This is a genomic window from Sorangium sp. So ce296 (assembly GCF_051529605.1).
GTDB lineage: Bacteria > Myxococcota_A > Polyangia > Polyangiales > Polyangiaceae > Sorangium > Sorangium cellulosum_D.
The window spans coordinates 4,660,194-4,676,015 of sequence record NZ_CP150325.1; the positions used below are offsets into that span (position 1 = coordinate 4,660,194).

Sequence of the window (15,822 nt, forward strand, 5' to 3'; positions counted from 1 at the left end):
CTGACTCCGTGGAGAGCGTGAGGGCGCGCCGGCCTCGCCACCCGTCGCGGCCGGACGCCGGCGGAGCTCTACCGCCGGCGCCACCATGGCCCAGGCGAGCCGCGCGGATCCAGGGTAGTATCGCCCGCCCATGAGCCTCGACCCGAGCCGCATCCAGCGCGACATCGACGACCTCTCCCCGGAGCTCCGCGAGATCGCCGCGCGCATCCACGCGAACCCCGAGCTCCGGTTCCAGGAGCACAAGGCCGCGGCGTGGATCGCCGAGGCCGTCGAGAAGAAGGGCATCCAGGTCGAGCGCGGGCTCGCCGGCATGCCCACCTCGCTGCGCGCGCGCATCGGGCAGGGCCAGGGCCCCCACCTCGCCATCCTCGCCGAGTACGACGCCCTCCCGGAGATCGGCCACGCCTGCGGGCACAACCTGATCGCGGCGGGCGCGCTCGGCGCCTTCCTCGCCCTGGCCCGGCAGAAGGACGCCGTGGCCGGCACCATCGATCTGGTCGGGACGCCCGCCGAGGAGGGGGGCGGCGGCAAGATCCGGCTGCTCGAGGCCGGCGCCTTCGAGGGCGTCGACGCCGCGATGATGTTCCACCCGTTCGACCGCGACCTGCTCGCCCACGACACGCTGGCCAGCACCTGGCTCGAGCTCCAGTTCCACGGCAAGCCGTCGCACGCCGCGCTCGCGCCGTGGGACGGGAACAGCGCGCTCACGGCCTGCCTCGACACCTTCCGGCTGATCGACGGCCAGCGCGTCCACTTCCGCGATGGCGTCCGGGTGCACGGGTTCATCAAGAACGGCGGCCAGGCGGTCAACATCATCCCGGAGCTCGCGGTGGCCGAGTTCTCGGTCCGCGCCCTCGACACCGAGGAGCTCGCCCGCGTGCGGGCGATCGTCGAGCGCTGCGCCCGCGGCGCGGCCATGGCGAGCGGGGTGGAGCTCACGCTCGTCGACCAGGGCGGCTACAAGAACATGGTCAACAACCGGAAGATGGCGCGCCGCTTCGGCGAGCACCTGCGCACCCTCGGCCGCTCGCCGCTCGAGATGGACCCCGCCGTCGGCACGGGCTCGACCGACATGGGCGACGTGTCCCACGCGCTCCCCGCCATCCACCCCTGGATCGCGATCTGCGGCAAGGGCGAGACGACGTGCCACCAGCACGCGTTCGCCGCCAAGGCCGCGAGCCCCGGCGGTCAGGACTCGATGCTGATCGCCGCCAAGGCGATGGCGATGACGTGCGCGGATCTCCTGCTCGATCCCGAGCTGCGCAAGGGCGTGCGCGAGGAGTTCGCGCAGCGGAAGGCCGGCGCGAGCGCGGCCTAGGCCTGGGTCAGCCGTCGTCCTGGAGGGGGTTGCCGAGGTCGTCCATGAGCCCGGTCCCCCCCTCGATCGGGATCGCCCGCGCCAGGGCCACCCGCTCCAGCATCACGGACAGCGCGATCTTGTCTCCCACGTCCGGCAGCCAGGTGCGGGACCCGTCCCAGAGATCCAGCCGGATGTTGCTCGACGGCTTGCCTCGCTGGACCGCGCCCGCGCCGCCGGCGCCCGCCTGCGCCGAGGGCACCGACATGCGATCGATCTGCGACCAGGCGAAGCGCCGCACGCGCGGCAGCCCGAACCCGAGCAGCTCGCGCAGCTCGATCCCGTCCGGGTGCACGATCACGCCGCGCATCTGCTCCCGCAGCACCATCGCGAGCGCGCTCACGCACAGGATGATGGCGCACACGCTCGACGGGACGAGCCGGTGGCGATCCCCCTCCACGACGTACTGGAAGATCCGGGAGCTCGAAGGAGCGTTCTGGCCATAGAAGATCACCGCCGAGACGGTGAGGGCGAAGGCAAGGTAAAGCAGCGCCGGGATGCGCTCCTTCATCGGCGGCCCGAACGCGATGCGCTTCTCGGGCCTGTACGTCATGTCAAAGCCGGGAGGTCTGGAAGGACGCGCCATAGATTCATAGTCTACACGGCGGACGACGCGGCGCTTGGGTCCCCCCCTCAGCCCGCTCGCCGCGGGTCGACCGCCGCGCTTCCAAAAATCCATGGTCGGGCGTTCCCGGAAAACCACGGCCCGGCGCTCCCAGAAACCCATTGCCGGGAGATGGCTGAACGGACATGAAGGATCGCCCCGAGGGCGCCTCCTCGGGCCCATCCTGGAGTTTTCCATCCATGCACGACCGCTTCCTGCGCGCCTGCCGGCGTGAGCCGACCGATGTGACGCCCGTATGGTTCATGCGCCAGGCGGGCCGGTACATGGCCGAGTACCGGGAGCTCAGGAAGAAATACACGCTGCTCGAGATCTGCAAGACGCCCGAGCTCGCGCTGGAGGTGACCCTCCAGCCGCTGCGGCTCGGGATGGACGCTGCGATCCTCTTCGCCGACATCCTCTTGCCGCTCGAGCCGATGGGCGCCCCCTTCGAGTTCGCGAAGGGCGAGGGCCCGGTCATCCACGAGCCGGTGCGCGACCGGGCCGGCATCGAGCGGCTCCGCGTGTTCGAGCCCGAAGAGGGCCTCGGTTACGTGCTCGACGCCGTGCGCCTCATCCGCAAGGAGCTGGACGGCAAGACGCCGCTCATCGGCTTCGCCGGCGCGCCGTTCACCATGGCGAGCTACCTCGTCGAGGGGGGCAAATCGAGCGACTACCGGCTCACGAAGCAGCTGATGTGGAGCGATCCCGATGCGTGGTCGGCGCTGATGGGCAAGATCTCCGAGGTCGTCCGCCGCCTGCTGCGCGCGCAGGTCGCCGCCGGCGCGCAGGCCGTGCAGCTGTTCGACTCGTGGGTCGGCTCGCTCTCGATCGACGACTACCGCGAGCACGTGCAGCCGCACGTGCGCCATATCCTGCGCGACCTCGAGGCGACTGGCGTCCCGGTCATCCACTTCGGCACGAACACCGGGGCGCTCCTCGAGGCGCAGCGCGACGCCGGCGGCACGGTGATCGGCGTCGACTGGCGCACGCCGCTCGACAAGGCGTGGCAGCGCATCGGTCACGACCGCGCCGTGCAGGGCAACCTCGATCCGCTGCTGCTCTGCGCGCCGCGCGCCGTCGCCGAGCGCCGCGCGCGGGCGGTGCTCGCCGAGGCCGGCGGGCGCGCGGGCCACATCTTCAACCTCGGCCACGGCATCATCCCGGAGACGCCGGTCGACACGGTCAAGGCGGTGATCGATCTCGTCCACTCCATCCCGCGCGCGTCGCTGCAGGGCGAGCCCGATCGTTGACGCTGCGCCTCACCCCTTCCGGGGTGATATGGTGCCGCCGCGAGCATGTGCGAGCTCCTCGGGATGGAGTGCAACGTCCCCACCGACATCGTCTTTTCGTTCAACGGCCTCCGGCACCGGGGCGGCCGCACCGGACCGCACGCCGACGGGTGGGGCCTCGCGTTCTTCGAGGGGCGCGCCGCGCGCGTCTTCCTCGACCCGAGCCCCGCCTGCGATAGCCCGCTGGCGCGGTTCCTCGGCGAGACCCCGATCAAGACGCTGCTCGCGATCGGCCACATCCGGCGCCGCACCCGCGGCGACGTCCTGCTCGCCAACACGCACCCCTTCGTGCGCGAGCTCTGGGGGCGCCACTGGGTCTTCGCGCACAACGGCACGCTGCGCCGCGTCCGGCGCCGCGCGCTGGGCCGCTTCAACCCCATCGGCACGACCGACAGCGAGCACGCGTTCTGCTACCTGCTGGAGGGGCTCCGGAGCGCGTTCCCCGGCTACCCGCGCCGGCCCAGCGAGCTGTGGGCGGCGGTCGCGGCGCTCGGCGGGGAGCTCGGCCGGGACGGCACGTTCAACTTCCTGCTCGGCGACGGGCGCCACCTCTTCGCCCGCTGCGGGACCCGGCTCTGCTACATCGTCCGCAAAGCCCCGTTCGGCGTCGCGACGCTCGTGGACGATGATGTCCGCGTCGACTTCTCCGCCGTCACGACCCCGAAGGATCGCGTCGCCGTGGTCGCGACGACCCCGCTCACCGCCAACGAGGCCTGGACCCATGGGCGGCCGGGCGAGCTCTGGGTCTTCGACGGCGGCGAGCTGCGCGCGACGCTCCGGTCGTGATCGACGCCGGCCGGCTCCCGCGCCGGCCCCACCCGCCCAGCAGGGCTCGGGTCGTCAATACCCTCCTTGCGGCCGAGGTCGGTTTCTCGGCACCTGCTCCGGCTGGGCCCGTTGATGCCTTTCGAGGCAAACGGTTCCAGCAGCGACGGAGCATGGCTGCTTGGCGAGGAACGCGCTGCTCCGGGAATCATCCCAGGAGGAAATACGCGACAGCGCCGGGGGTGGAGATGGCCACGGAGCAGCCTGAAATGAAAAACGCCGCGACGGACCTGGGGGGGGAAGGTCTCCGCCGCGACGCAGGTCTACTCTACGCACCCCGTGTGCCAAGTCAACCAACCGGCGCTGCCCGGAAGAGGGCCGCGCGCTGGCGGTCGCAGCGCGCGCCGCGCTCGGTTCGGTTCCGTTCGGCTCTGTTCAGTTCCGCTCAGCTCCGCTCAGTTCCGCTCGTTCCGCTCAGTTCAGCGTTGTGATGCGCCCTGGTTTTGAGGCAGAACTCACAGAGCCTCATGCCCGCAGAACGCGGGCTTGCCAGCCGAACCAACACATCGTGCTCCAGCGAACCATTCTCTCCCCTGCCGGCTCGACCGCTCGCCGGACGGGTGGCGGCGCGCCCGGGAAACGCATAGAGAGAGCCGCATCGACGGCAGCGCGAGCTGCACGAGAGAACGGGGCGGCGCGTCCACTGCGATACAAGCGCACAATGCCCCACAAGGCGCTTCAGCGAGCACAGGCGATGCGGTGCAGAGCAAGCGGCGGTGAGGGGCGGACGGCGTGCGAGGAACAAGCCGAGAGCGTGGAAGGGCACGACGGAGCGCAGCGGGCGACGTGTGCCGCTGTCGGGTCGGGAAGGCGGAGGAATCACCGAAGACGGCTCCGCCCGGATGGCCGTCTTGACGGGAGTCGGGGCATGTCAGTACGCTTTGACGCTGGGCGAGCTAGGGCATATCGAGCCGTTGGATCGCGACCGAAGAGCCGCGCCCGGGCAGGTTCCGTCTCGGGAAGAGCTCGAACGATGTCGAGGCTAGGTCGCACGACGGGTTGGGCTGAGCGCGCGTGAGTGACTTCGACGAAAAGACTCGTGTAACGCAGGTGGTCCAGCCCCCACCGGGCGGCGGCAGCAAGAACACGACCGACTGCCTGGTCGTGATCTACACGAAGGAGCCCACGCTGCTCGGCAAGCGGTTCGTGCTGGAGCACAACCCGACGCGGGTCGGCCGGGGGGCGGACAACCACATCGTGCTCGACGGCGACTCCGTTTCACGGCGGCACGCCCATTTCGAGCAGCGGCCGAGCGCCTGGATGGTCGTCGACGACGGCAGCACCAACGGGACGTACTGCAACGATGAGCAGATCTCCCGCGAGGTGGTGCTGAAGAACGGAGACCGGGTGAAGATCGGCCCGACGATCTTCAAGTTCCTGTCCGGCGCCGACGTGGAGGCGCAATACCACGAAGAGATCTACCGGATGACCATCATCGATGGTCTCACGCAGATCCACAACAAGCGCTACCTCTACGAGGCGCTCGAGCGCGAGATCATTCGCGGCCGCCGCCACGAGCGCGACCTCGCGATCCTCCTGTTCGACATCGACCACTTCAAGCGCATCAACGACGTCCACGGCCACCTGGCCGGCGATTTCGTGTTGAAGGAGGTCGCGCGCATCGTGCAGAGCCGCATCCGCCGCGATGAGGTCTTTGCGCGGTACGGCGGCGAGGAGTTCGCCATCATCCTGCCCGAGACGTCGATCGAGGGCGCCGCGGCGCTCGGCGAGACGCTGCGGCAGAAGGTCGCGGAGCACCTCTTCGTCTTCCAGGCCGACAGCATCCGCGTGACGATCAGCGTCGGCGTGGCGCTGCTGCAGGAGGGCGATCGCACCGCGAACGACCTCATCAAGCGCGCCGACGAGCGCCTCTACCACGCGAAGAACAGCGGGAGAAACCGCGTCTGCGCCTGAGCTCGGGGCCGCGGGCGCGCTAGATCCCGGCGGAGGAACGACGATGCCGAACAGCGAGCTGCCGCTGCCGGCGGCGCTGGACCCGGACGGCGGCGACGCGCTGCCCGAGATCCTGGTGCCGCCGCCTGGTCCAAGGTCGCGGAGCGCCCTCGAACGGCTCGAGCGCGTCGAGTGCCCGGCGTTCAGCCGGCGCCGCGAGGCGCGGGCGCAGAAGAGCGGCGCCGAGATGCTCCCGATCGTGCTGTCGCACGGGCGCGGCGCCAACGTCTGCGACGTCGACGGCAACCGCTACGTCGACCTGTGCGCGGGCTTCGGCGCGCTGCTGCTCGGCCACGCGGCGGCGCCGGTGCGGCGCGCGGCGGAGGAGCAGATGTCGCGGCTGACGCTCGCCCTCGGCGACGTGTACTCGGCCGACGTGAAGATCGCCCTCCTGGAGCGCCTCGCGGCGCTGCACCCCGGGCCCTCGCCGATGGCGCTGCTCGGCCAGAGCGGCAGCGACGCGATCACGGCGGCCATCAAGACGGCGGCGCTCGCGACCGGGCGGCCGGGGCTCGTCGCCTTCGAGGGCGCGTACCACGGCCTCGGGTACGCGCCGCTCGCGGCGTGCGGGCTGCGCGAGAGCTACCGGTCGCCGTTCGCGGAGCAGCTCAACCCGCGCGTGACGTTCGCGCCGTACCCGCGCGACGAGGCGGGCGCCGCGCGCTCGCTCGACGCGATCGAGGCGGCGCTGCGCGGCGGCGAGATCGGCGCGATCCTGCTCGAGCCGATCCTCGGGCGGGGCGGCTGCGTCGTCCCGCCCGACGCGTTCCTGGGCGCGGTCTGCGACGCGGCGCACCGGCGCGGGGCGCTCGTGATCGCCGACGAGATCTGGACCGGCCTCGGCCGGTCGGGGGCGATGACGCGCACCGGGGCGATCGGGGCGCCCGCGGACATCCTCTGCTTCGGCAAGGGGCTCGGCGGCGGGCTCCCCATCTCCGCGTGCGTGGCGCCGGAGCCGATCATGCGCGCGTGGGCGCGCGAGGCCGAGGTGGTCCACACCTCGACGCACTCCGGCTCGCCCCTCGCGTCGAGCGCCGCGATCGCGACGCTGGACGCCCTGGACGCAGGCCAGCTGGCCGCGCGCTCGCGCGACGTGGGCGCGCGCTTCCAGGAGGCGCTCCGGCAGGCGCTGCGGGGCCGAGCGGGCGTCGTCGACGTGCGCGGCGCCGGGCTCATGGTCGGCGTGGAGCTCGAGAGCGCAGCGCTCGGGCTGCGGGCCATGCGCGGGATGCTGGCCGAGGGTTACCTGGTCCTCACGGGCGGGGTGCGCGGCGAGACGCTGACGCTGACGCCGGCGCTCACCACACCCGAGGCGCTGCTGTCGACCGCGGCCGGCGCGCTGGCCCGCGTGCTTTCGTCCTAGGCGCGCGCGGCGCGTGCTATCCCGGTCGCGTGGGACGTGTGGGACGCGTGGGACAGATCGATCAGAGCGAGGCGCTGCACCGCCGCGCGCGGGCGTTCATCGAGGCGTCGCTCCTCCAGGACAGGGCGGGCTCGCCCGGCGCCGGCCGAGCGGCGGCGGCCTCGCTTCAGCAGGGCGAAGGCGCGGCGGACGCCGCGCTCCCGGAGACGTTCGACGCGCTCGCGATCGCCCTCGCCCGGCGCCAGGCCGCGCAGTGCGCGCCGGTCGCCCGCCTCTTCAAGGCGCGCGGCGCGGACGTCGACACGATGCAGCGCGCGGAGCAGATCCCCGCGGTGCCGTGCGACGTCTTCCGGTTCGCGCGCGTCGCGGCCCACCCGGCCGAGGCGGACGAGCGCGTCTTCCGCACGAGCGGGACCTCGCTCGGCGCGGCGTCGCGCGGCGAGCACCCGTTCCGCACCACCGCGACGTACGAGCTCGCCGCGGTCGCCTGGGGCGAGCGCCTCCTGTGGCCCGACGGCGCGCGGCTCCGCGCGATCGTCCTGGCGCCGCCGCTCGACGAGGTCCCGGACTCGTCGCTCGGGTTCATGATCGATCGCTTCGCCGCGCGTCTCTCGGGGCCGGCGAGCTGGCACGTGCGCGGCGGCGAGCTCGACGCCGCGGGGTTCGCCCGCGCGTGCGCCGAGGCGCGCGCCGCGGGCGAGCCGGCCATCGTGCTCGGCACCTCGTTCGCGTTCGTCCACCTGCTCGAGGCCGGGCTGCCCGAGGGCGCGACGCTGCTGCCCGGCGGCAGCCGCGCGATGCAGACCGGCGGCTACAAGGGCCGCTCGCGCGAGGTGCCCGCGGAGGAGCTGCGCGCGTCGATCGCGCGATCGCTCGGGGTGCCGCTCTCGCACGTCGTCGGCGAGTACGGCATGACGGAGCTCTCGAGCCAGCTCTACGAGGGCACGCTCGCGGCGGCGCTCGCCGGCAGGCCGGGCCCCGCGCCGGGGATCTACCTCGCGCCGCCCTGGACGCGCGTCACCGCGGTCGACCCCGGGACGCTCGCGCCGCTGCCCGCCGGCGAGATCGGGCTCGCGCGGATCGTCGATCTCGCGAACGTCGACTCGGCGGTGGCCATCCAGACGGCCGATCGCGTGCGCGTCACCGACGAGGGCGTCGAGCTCCTGGGCCGCGCGTCCGGGGCGCCGCCGCGCGGCTGCTCGATCGCGATCGACCAGATGCTCGGCGGCGGCCCGTGAAGGACGACGGCGCGGCGCGGCGCCGCCGGGTCGAGCGCGTGGTCGCCGCGGCGGCGCGGATCGCGGACGCGCGCGACCCGCTCGGCCAGGAGGCGCGGCGGCGGCTGCCCGAAACGAGCGGCCTCTCCCCCGAGGGCGTGGAGCTCGCGCTCGGCCGCCACCTCGAGATCGCGCCGAGCAGCGGCGAGCTCGACGCGCTCGTGGCGACCGCGGGGCGCGCGCGCCGCTGCCACGTCGTGCTCGCCGCGAACGTCTGCACGGCGCCGCTGCGGGCCATCGCCGTCGCGGCGGCGACGGCGCCGGAGGTCCTCGTGCGCCCGTCGCGCCGGGATCCCGTCGTCGCGGAGCTCCTCGTGCGCGCGCTCTCGGCCGACGAGGGCTTCGCGCGCGACGGCGGCGCCATCGCCCTGGTCCCGGACGTGGCGCTCGGGGACGCCGGGGCGCAGGCGGCGGGCGAGGAGCCCCGCGACGGCGCGCCGCGCGCCGAGCTGCACGTCTACGGCTCGGATCGTACCGTGGCGACGCTGCGCGCCCAGGCCGGGCGCGGCGTCCTCGTGCGCGGGCACGGCGCCGGCCTCGGGCTCGCCGTCGTCGGCCCCGACGCGCGCCTCGCCGAGGCGGCGCGCGACATCGCAGACGACGTCGTGCCGTTCGATCAGCGCGGCTGCCTGTCGCCGCGCTTCGTGCTGGTGGAGGGCCCGGCCGAGCGCGCCGAGGCGCTCGCGCGCGCCCTGCACGAGGCGCTCGCGGCCGCGGGCGCGCGCGTCCCGCGCGGGCCGCTCGACGGCGCCGCGCGAGCCGAGGTCGCGATGTACCGGGCCACCCTCGAGGCCGTGGGCTCGTTCTGGGAGGGCGAAGGGCACGGGGTCGGCGTGGATCCGGCGCCGCGGTCGCTGTTGCTGCCGCCCGCGGCGCGCGTCGTCCACGTGGCGGCGAGCGGCGCCGGCGCGGCGCCGGCGCTGCTCGCGCCGATCCGCGGCGCGATCACCGCGATCGGGGCTGCCGGCGGCGGCGATCTCGCGCGCGCCGTGTCCGCCGCGGCCCCGCGCGCCCGGGTCGCGGCGCTCGGGTGGATGCAGCGCCCGCCCCTGGACGGCCCGGTCGACCTGCGGGCGCTCTGACCTCCGCGACCGGCCGCGCGGCGGGCGGACGGCGCGCCGGCAGCGCGCGCGCCGCGGACGCGGCCTCGGCCGCGGCGCGATCCGGGCGCGCTCGCGTGCGAGGTGCGCTCGAGCGACGGTGTGTGATAGCGATCGTCGTATGTCGTCGCGCACCGATGATCCGAAGGCGACCCACCCGCCCACGGAGCTCGAGGCGATCGCGAGCCCGCCCGCGGCGCCGCTCGACGTGGAGGGCGCACGGGAGGGGTTCGTCGACGGTGGATCGCCGGACGAACGCCACGCGGACGCGGGCTCCCCCGCGCCGAGCGATCCGGACGGCGGCTCGGCCCGCGCCGCGGAGGCCGGCGGCGAGGCGGAGCTCGAGGGCGAGGACGCGCCGCCGTCGGTCACCTCCGCCAGGATCCACGTGCGCCGCGACGAGCGCCTCGATCTCGTCATCGAGTACCTGGCCTTCGTGGCGAAGCCGATGCCTCTGTCGCTCCTCCTCGACGAGGCGCCGCAGCGGATCGCCGCCATCCTCGGCGCCGACGTGGCGTCGCTGTACCTGCTCGAGGGCGACGGCGACGAGCTCGTGCTGCGCGGCAACGTCGGCTTCCCGCGCGAGGCGCGCGGCACGGTGCGGCTCTCGGTCGGGCAGGGCATCACGGGCATGGCGGTCGAGTGCTTGCGCCCGATCTCGGTCGTCCAGGCGACGGAGCACGAGCGCTACCGCGCGTTCCCGGAGCTCCGCGAGGAGCGGTTCCCGGTCTTCCTGGCGGCCCCGATCCTCGGCAGCGGCCGCCCGCTCGGCGCCCTGGTCGTGCAGCGGGCGGGGGATCGCGCCTTCGCGGCGCGGGACGTCGAGCTCCTCATGGCCCTGACGGCCCCGATCGCGGCCGGCGCGCGCCACGCCCAGGTGCTCGACGAGCTGCGCGAGCGGCGGCGGCGCACCGGCGGGGGCACGCGCAAGGTCACGCTGCCGGGGCTGCCCGTGGTCCCGGGTCGCGCGCTCGGCGCCATCGCGGCCCTGCGGCGGCCGGCCAGCTCGTCGCTCGGCCCGCAGCGGGGCCACGGCGATCCGAAGCTCCTGCGGCTCGCCTTCGACATCGCGGAGAAGGCGCTCGTCGAGCTCCACGCCCGCGCGGCGGAGCGGGGCATCGCGCAGGACGCGGCGTTCCTCTCGACCTACCTCCTGATGATCGGCGACGGCCGCCTGCGCGCGCGCGCCTTCGAGCTCGCGGCCGGCGGGCGCACCGTCGCGCAGGCGCTCGGCACGGTCGCCCGCGAGGTGGCGCGGGCCGCCAACGGGATCGTCGGCGACCCGTTCTTGCAGGACCGCGCCCGCGACATCGAGGACCTCTGCGACGCGCTCCTGATGCTGGCGACCCCGGACGCCCGGGCCGAGCTCCCGTCGAAGGCGGTCCTCGTGGGCGACCAGCTGACCGTGTTCGATCTCCTGATCTCCGCCCGGGCCAACCCCGTCGGCGTCGCGCTCAGCGAGCGGTCCGGGCCGCGCTCGCACGTGCTCCTCCAGCTGCTCGACGTGCCGTCGATCGTGGATGTGGCCGGCGCGTTCCGCTGGGCGTCGCCGGGCGACGTCGCGCTGCTCGACGCGGACCACGGCTTTCTGGTGATCAACCCGTCGCGGGCCGAGGTCGCGACGGTCCGCGCGGCGCGGCGCAAGGGGCCGCCGCTGCCCGGGCCGGCGCCGGACGACGACGGAGAGGACGAGCCGGCGGGCTGAGCACCGGCCGGGGCCGGCGCTCGCGGCTCAGCGGCTGGGCTGCGCGGCGGCGGCCGGGTCGGCCGGCGGCGTTCCCTGGGCGCTCTGCAGCTCCTTCTTGGCGCGCCAGTTCGCCAGGCGCTTCGTGTCGCGTCGCTTCTTCTTGGCTCTCACTGCGGGCTTCTGCGGCATGGCCGGGGGTATAGCCGCTCGAGCCCCTCGAGGGAACCCCGTACCGCGGCCGCCGCCGCACCTCCGGCGGGCCGCGGGGCGTTGACGCCTCACGGCGCCCGCCCCATGACCGCTCGTCCAATGAACGTCCGTCTCGTGCATGAGTTCCGCTTCGAGGCCGCCCACCGCCTCCCCAAGGTGCCGCAGGGGCACAAGTGCGCGCGCCTCCACGGTCACAGCTTCAAGATCGAGGTCGCGATCCGCGGGCCCGTGAACGAGGAGACGGGGTGGTTCATCGATTACAGCCACCTCTACGAGGCCTGGGCGCCCCTCCACGACCTGCTCGATCACAACTACCTGAACGAGGTCCCGGGGCTGGAGAACCCGACGAGCGAGGTGCTCGCCCGGTGGATCTGGAACCGCCTCGCGCCGTCGCTGCCGTCCTTGAACCGGGTCACCGTCTTCGAGACCTGCGACGCCCGCTGCGAGTACGAGGGCGACTAGGTCGATGAAGACGCTCGTCTGCCGCTGCGAGGACGTCACCCTGCACGAGCTCGAGGCCGCGATGGAGCGCGGCTACAAGGACATCGAGTCCGTCAAGCGCTACACGGGCTTCGGCACCGGCTGGTGCCAGGGCAAGTGGTGCCTCGCGCTCTGCGCGCGGCTCATCGAGGAGCGCGGGGGCGACGTCCAGAAGCCGATCACGCCGCGGCCCCCGTACCACCCGGTCTCGCTCGCGGCGCTCGCCGGGCTCGACGCGCTCGGCCTCCGCGGCGGCGGGCACGAGCGCTAGCGCCGGCCGCGCCGCCCCCGCGCGCGCCCATCGCCGACGGCCGGCGCCCCCGGGCCCGGTCGTCAGCCGAGCGGCCGCCGGGCGCTCGCGCACCCGACGTTCACGGTCAGCTCGAAGACGCCCTCGGACCAGTACTTCGAGACCGCGTGGTGCAGGTACGCGAGCATCGAGTCGATGATCTGCGGCTCGAGGTCGAGCATCGCCGTCGCTTCGGGGATCACCATCAGCCGCGAGATCGGGTCCTCGAGGAACTCGCGCCCGCTGTCGAACGACACCGCGATGAGCTGGACGTCGACCTCGACCTCGTCGAACCCGGCGTCCTCGATCTCCTCGGCGATGGTCTCGAGCGTCGGGCGGCTGGCGGAGGCGGCGTCGACCGCCGCGCCGAGCTCCGACAGGTCCTGCTTGAGCGCGCACTCCCGCGCGATGTCGGCCACCTCCGGGAACGAGCCGCGCAGCGGCAGCGCGATGAGCGCCTGGCCGCCGGGGACCAGCACCCGGCGCAGCTCGGCGAGGAGCTGCGCCCGCTCGCTCGGGCGGCAGACCGGGTGCAGCGTGAACGCGTGGGTGAAGCTCGCGTCCGGCAGCGGCGTGGGCAGGGCGTCGGCGAGCACGTAGCTCGCGTTCATCCCGGAGAACAGCGCCGCCTTGGCGCGCGCGAGATCGAGCGCGGCGGCGGACCCGTCGAGCCCCACGAGCGTCGCGCCGGGCAGCTTGTCGGCCACGATCGCGTCGGGGAAGCCGCTCCGACAGCCGAGGTGGGCGATGCGCGCCGCCTCCGAGGGCAGCAGCATGTCCACCGCCAGCGAGGCGAAGAACGAGATGTAGCGCGGGACGACCGCGTGCTCGAACAACACGGCGTCCGCCGCGCTCAGCGGCGGGCCGATCATCAGGCGACCCCGTCCTCTTCCTCCTCGTCGTAGGGCGCGAGGAGGCCGAGCGCCTCTTCGGCGAGCTCGCCGATCGTGACCTCCGACGTCGCGTCGTCGCCGCCGTCGTCGGCCAGCTCGACCGTGCGCATGTCGCCGATCAGCGGCTGGATCAGCGGCGCGTGCGCCGGGTCGCCGATCTCGACCAGGGTCTCGATCGCCGCCGCCACCGCGTCCGGATCCTTGTGGCCGAGGAACTGGCCGAGCAGCTTCGGCACGCCCGGCTCCGGCACCTCGGCGATGAGGTACGGCAGCTCCGGCAGCGCGGACGACCCGACCGGCAGCCGCTTGAGCGCCCGCTCGATCGCCTGCGCGACCTCCTTGAAGCGGTCGTAGGCGAGCGACTCGATCTCCTCGCCCGCCGCCTGCCGCGCCTCGGGGTGCTCCGAGGCGAGCACGTCGATGAGCGCGTCGAGCGCGCGCGGGCCCTCGTGCTCGCCGAGCAGCGACGCGATGCGCACCAGCCGGAGCGCCGCCTCGTCCTCGTCGTTCTCGCGCGTCGCGCTCGCGATCGCGTCCGTGAGGACGTCCAGCAACGCATCGCCGGGCATGGCCGCCAGATCGTCGTGGAGCCGGCGAGCCGTGCGCTCCGCGTCGAACAGCTTGTTCAGGGTCGTCTCGATAGCTTGGCGATTTTGCACGCAGAGGAGCTATCAACAGCGCGCCGCCTCCGCAAGCCGGCAGGCAGCAAGGGCCCGTTCCCCGCGGATTCCCGTCCACGGCGGGCGCGGCCACGCCAGCCCGGCGCTACCGCATCGCGCTCGCCTGCCGCGCGCGATGCGGTAGACCGTTCATGGCATGCGCGCGTCCGGCTCATCGCAGGCCCGCCCGACGAGGGCGGCGGTCTCCCCTTCCCCGCTCGTGCGCGGCGCCGCGGCGTCCGCCCTCGTCCTTGCGCTCGGGGGCCTCGACGACCCCGCGCCGCCGCCGCCCGCGGTCGTCCCTCCGGCGGCCGCGGCGCGCGGCGCCGCGGGCGCGGCGGCGCTCTGCGGCCCGCGCACCGTGCCGGAGGGCGCCGCGTGCGTCCCGCTGCCGGCGCCGGGCGCGCCGCTCTCCGAGGGCGGCGCGGCGGCGCTCTCCGGCCCGGGCGGCGCGCGTCCCGCAGGGGCGGGCGCGCGCGGGCAGGCCTACGAGCACATCCCCCGCCGCCCGGAACGTCCGGCGAGCGCCGCCGCGTACGCGTTCCCGATCGGCGCGCCGGATCAGGCGCCCGGGTTCCTCCTCGTCGAGGGCGCTCCAGCGCAACCGGGCGCGCCGCCTCCGGCGGGCCCCGTCGCCGCGATCGGCGCCGCGCGACCCGAGCCGCCGTCCTGGGCCGGCGGGGTCGACCTCGCGGCGGCGCGGGGCGACCGCGTAGCGTCGCTGCGGCTCGAGGGCCAGGAGGGGAAGGCCGAGGTCGTCTTCGTCGGCGAGCTGTCCGGGATCACGGTCGCCACGGCGCACGACGTGCGCGACGTGGATCGCGTGCGCAGGTACGTCCTGCTCCACGGCCACCTCGACCGCCCCGGCCCCGGCGTCGTGGCGGGCGCGCGCCTCGACGCGGGCGATGTGGTCGGGTACGCCGGCGACACCGGCAGCCCGGGCCTCGTCCGGCTGCGCCTCGAGGCGCGGCAGCTCCGCGAGGGCGCGCGGCTCTCGGATCTCGATCCGAAGCGCATCATCGACGCCGCCGTGACGGTGCCGTGCGACCTCCGCAACGTGCTGCCGCTCCGTCAGGGCGCGAGCTTGTAGCCGAAGCCGTAGACCGTGAGGATGTGCTCCGGCTTGTCGGGCGAGCGCTCGATCTTCTTGCGCAGCTTGACGATGAAGTTGTCGACCGTGCGGTTCGACGGCCCGGCCTCGATCCCCCAGATCTTCTGGAGGATCTCCTCGCGCGAGACCGGCTGGCCCAGGCGCTCGTGCAGGAGGCGCAGGAGCTCGACCTCGTAGAACGACAGCTGATCCGACCGCGAGCCCCGCGAGACGGTGTGGGCGGTCATGTTGACCTGCACGTTGCCGATGGTGAACACCTCGACCGGCGCCTCGGCGGGCCGGGCGGCGCGGCGGAAGAGGGCGCGCAGCCGGGCGATGAGCTCGCCCACGCTGAACGGCTTGGTCACGTAGTCGTCGGCGCCCGCGTCGAGGCCGCGGATCTTGTCGATCTCCTGGCCACGGGCCGTGAGCATGATGATCGGCACGAACGCGTCCCAGCGGCGCAGGTCCTCGCAGACCTTGAAGCCGTTGGTGTCGGGGAGCATGAGGTCGAGCAGGATCGCGTCCGGCTTCTCCTGCCGCGCGAGCAGCACGCCGTCCTTCCCCTTCGACGCCGACGCCACCGAGAAGCCCTCGAACTCGAGGGCATCCGTCAGCCCCAGCACGATGTGGGGCTCGTCCTCGATGATCAGGATCTTCTTGCGTGCCGCCACGACGGAGTGCGGTCTTAGCACAAAACCGACCGGGCCCCGCGAGGGCCCTGCCGGCCGGCGCGCCGCAGGCCC

The 15,822-nt window shown here is 74.0% G+C and carries 16 protein-coding genes; 11 read left to right on the forward strand and 5 right to left on the reverse strand.

Annotated elements, in window-relative coordinates; translation table 11 throughout:
* Nucleotides 1–130 precede the first annotated feature (130 nt).
* Nucleotides 131–1,318: a M20 family metallopeptidase gene (locus tag WME98_RS17560; protein WP_437952348.1), complete on the forward strand. Its 1,188-nt coding sequence runs from the start codon at nt 131–133 to the stop codon at nt 1,316–1,318.
* Nucleotides 1,319–1,325: 7 nt separating this feature from the next.
* Here WME98_RS17560 and WME98_RS17565 read toward each other — a convergent pair whose 3' ends face one another.
* Nucleotides 1,326–1,910: a hypothetical protein gene (locus WME98_RS17565; protein ID WP_437334306.1), complete on the reverse strand. Its 585-nt coding sequence runs from the start codon at nt 1,908–1,910 to the stop codon at nt 1,326–1,328.
* A gap of 251 nt (nt 1,911–2,161) precedes the next feature.
* Between WME98_RS17565 and hemE the strand changes: the two genes are divergently transcribed.
* From hemE to WME98_RS17600, 7 genes are all read left to right on the forward strand, one after another.
* Nucleotides 2,162–3,211: a uroporphyrinogen decarboxylase gene (gene hemE / locus WME98_RS17570; protein WP_437953996.1), complete on the forward strand. Its 1,050-nt coding sequence runs from the start codon at nt 2,162–2,164 to the stop codon at nt 3,209–3,211.
* 45 nt (nt 3,212–3,256) lie between these two features.
* Nucleotides 3,257–4,036, forward strand: a complete 780-nt coding sequence (locus tag WME98_RS17575) for a class II glutamine amidotransferase (RefSeq protein ID WP_061623269.1) — start codon at nt 3,257–3,259, stop codon at nt 4,034–4,036.
* 1,053 nt (nt 4,037–5,089) lie between these two features.
* Nucleotides 5,090–5,989, forward strand: a complete 900-nt coding sequence (locus WME98_RS17580; protein ID WP_020741151.1) for a GGDEF domain-containing protein — start codon at nt 5,090–5,092, stop codon at nt 5,987–5,989.
* Nucleotides 5,990–6,032: 43 nt separating this feature from the next.
* Complete coding sequence (locus WME98_RS17585; protein ID WP_437952349.1) at nt 6,033–7,391, forward strand: aminotransferase class III-fold pyridoxal phosphate-dependent enzyme; 1,359 nt, start codon at nt 6,033–6,035, stop codon at nt 7,389–7,391.
* A gap of 47 nt (nt 7,392–7,438) precedes the next feature.
* Nucleotides 7,439–8,629 (forward strand): acyl-protein synthetase, encoded by a 1,191-nt coding sequence (locus WME98_RS17590; RefSeq protein WP_437952350.1) that lies wholly within the window; start codon nt 7,439–7,441, stop codon nt 8,627–8,629.
* Nucleotides 8,626–9,750 (forward strand): acyl-CoA reductase, encoded by a 1,125-nt coding sequence (locus WME98_RS17595; protein ID WP_437952351.1) that lies wholly within the window; start codon nt 8,626–8,628, stop codon nt 9,748–9,750. The genes WME98_RS17590 and WME98_RS17595 overlap by 4 nt, the downstream gene beginning before the upstream one ends.
* Before the next feature lie 139 nt (nt 9,751–9,889).
* The gene (locus tag WME98_RS17600) at nt 9,890–11,473 is read left to right on the forward strand and encodes a GAF domain-containing protein (RefSeq protein WP_437952352.1); all 1,584 of its coding nucleotides are present in this window, start codon (nt 9,890–9,892) and stop codon (nt 11,471–11,473) included.
* A gap of 27 nt (nt 11,474–11,500) precedes the next feature.
* On the opposite strand, the gene WME98_RS17605 is transcribed toward WME98_RS17600, so the two are convergent.
* A complete protein-coding gene (locus WME98_RS17605; RefSeq protein WP_257792751.1) occupies nt 11,501–11,626 on the reverse strand; it encodes a hypothetical protein in 126 nt (41 codons plus the stop codon).
* 138 nt (nt 11,627–11,764) lie between these two features.
* Here WME98_RS17605 and queD point away from each other — a divergent pair, with 138 nt between their 5' ends.
* Both queD and WME98_RS17615 read left to right on the forward strand, forming a co-directional pair.
* Nucleotides 11,765–12,127, forward strand: coding sequence for a 6-carboxytetrahydropterin synthase QueD (queD, locus tag WME98_RS17610; RefSeq protein ID WP_061621487.1), 363 nt, complete (start codon nt 11,765–11,767; stop codon nt 12,125–12,127).
* A 4-nt stretch (nt 12,128–12,131) separates the two neighbouring features.
* Nucleotides 12,132–12,416, forward strand: a complete 285-nt coding sequence (locus tag WME98_RS17615; RefSeq protein ID WP_061621488.1) for a (2Fe-2S)-binding protein — start codon at nt 12,132–12,134, stop codon at nt 12,414–12,416.
* Between the two features lie 62 nt (nt 12,417–12,478).
* Here WME98_RS17615 and WME98_RS17620 read toward each other — a convergent pair whose 3' ends face one another.
* Entirely contained in the window at nt 12,479–13,306 is an 828-nt protein-coding gene (locus WME98_RS17620) for a class I SAM-dependent methyltransferase (RefSeq protein WP_061621348.1), read from the reverse strand.
* Nucleotides 13,306–13,986, reverse strand: a complete 681-nt coding sequence (locus tag WME98_RS17625) for a HEAT repeat domain-containing protein (protein ID WP_437334312.1) — start codon at nt 13,984–13,986, stop codon at nt 13,306–13,308. Before WME98_RS17625 ends, WME98_RS17620 begins: the two co-directional genes overlap by 1 nt.
* A gap of 157 nt (nt 13,987–14,143) precedes the next feature.
* Here WME98_RS17625 and WME98_RS17630 point away from each other — a divergent pair, with 157 nt between their 5' ends.
* Nucleotides 14,144–15,076, forward strand: coding sequence for a M23 family metallopeptidase (locus WME98_RS17630; RefSeq protein ID WP_437952353.1), 933 nt, complete (start codon nt 14,144–14,146; stop codon nt 15,074–15,076).
* On the opposite strand, the gene WME98_RS17635 is transcribed toward WME98_RS17630, so the two are convergent.
* Nucleotides 15,058–15,750 carry a response regulator transcription factor gene (locus tag WME98_RS17635; protein ID WP_020741161.1) on the reverse strand — a complete coding sequence of 231 codons (693 nt, stop codon included), beginning with the start codon at nt 15,748–15,750 and terminating at the stop codon, nt 15,058–15,060. The two genes, WME98_RS17630 and WME98_RS17635, sit on opposite strands and share 19 nt — an antisense overlap.
* Between the last annotated feature and the right edge of the window lie 72 nt (nt 15,751–15,822).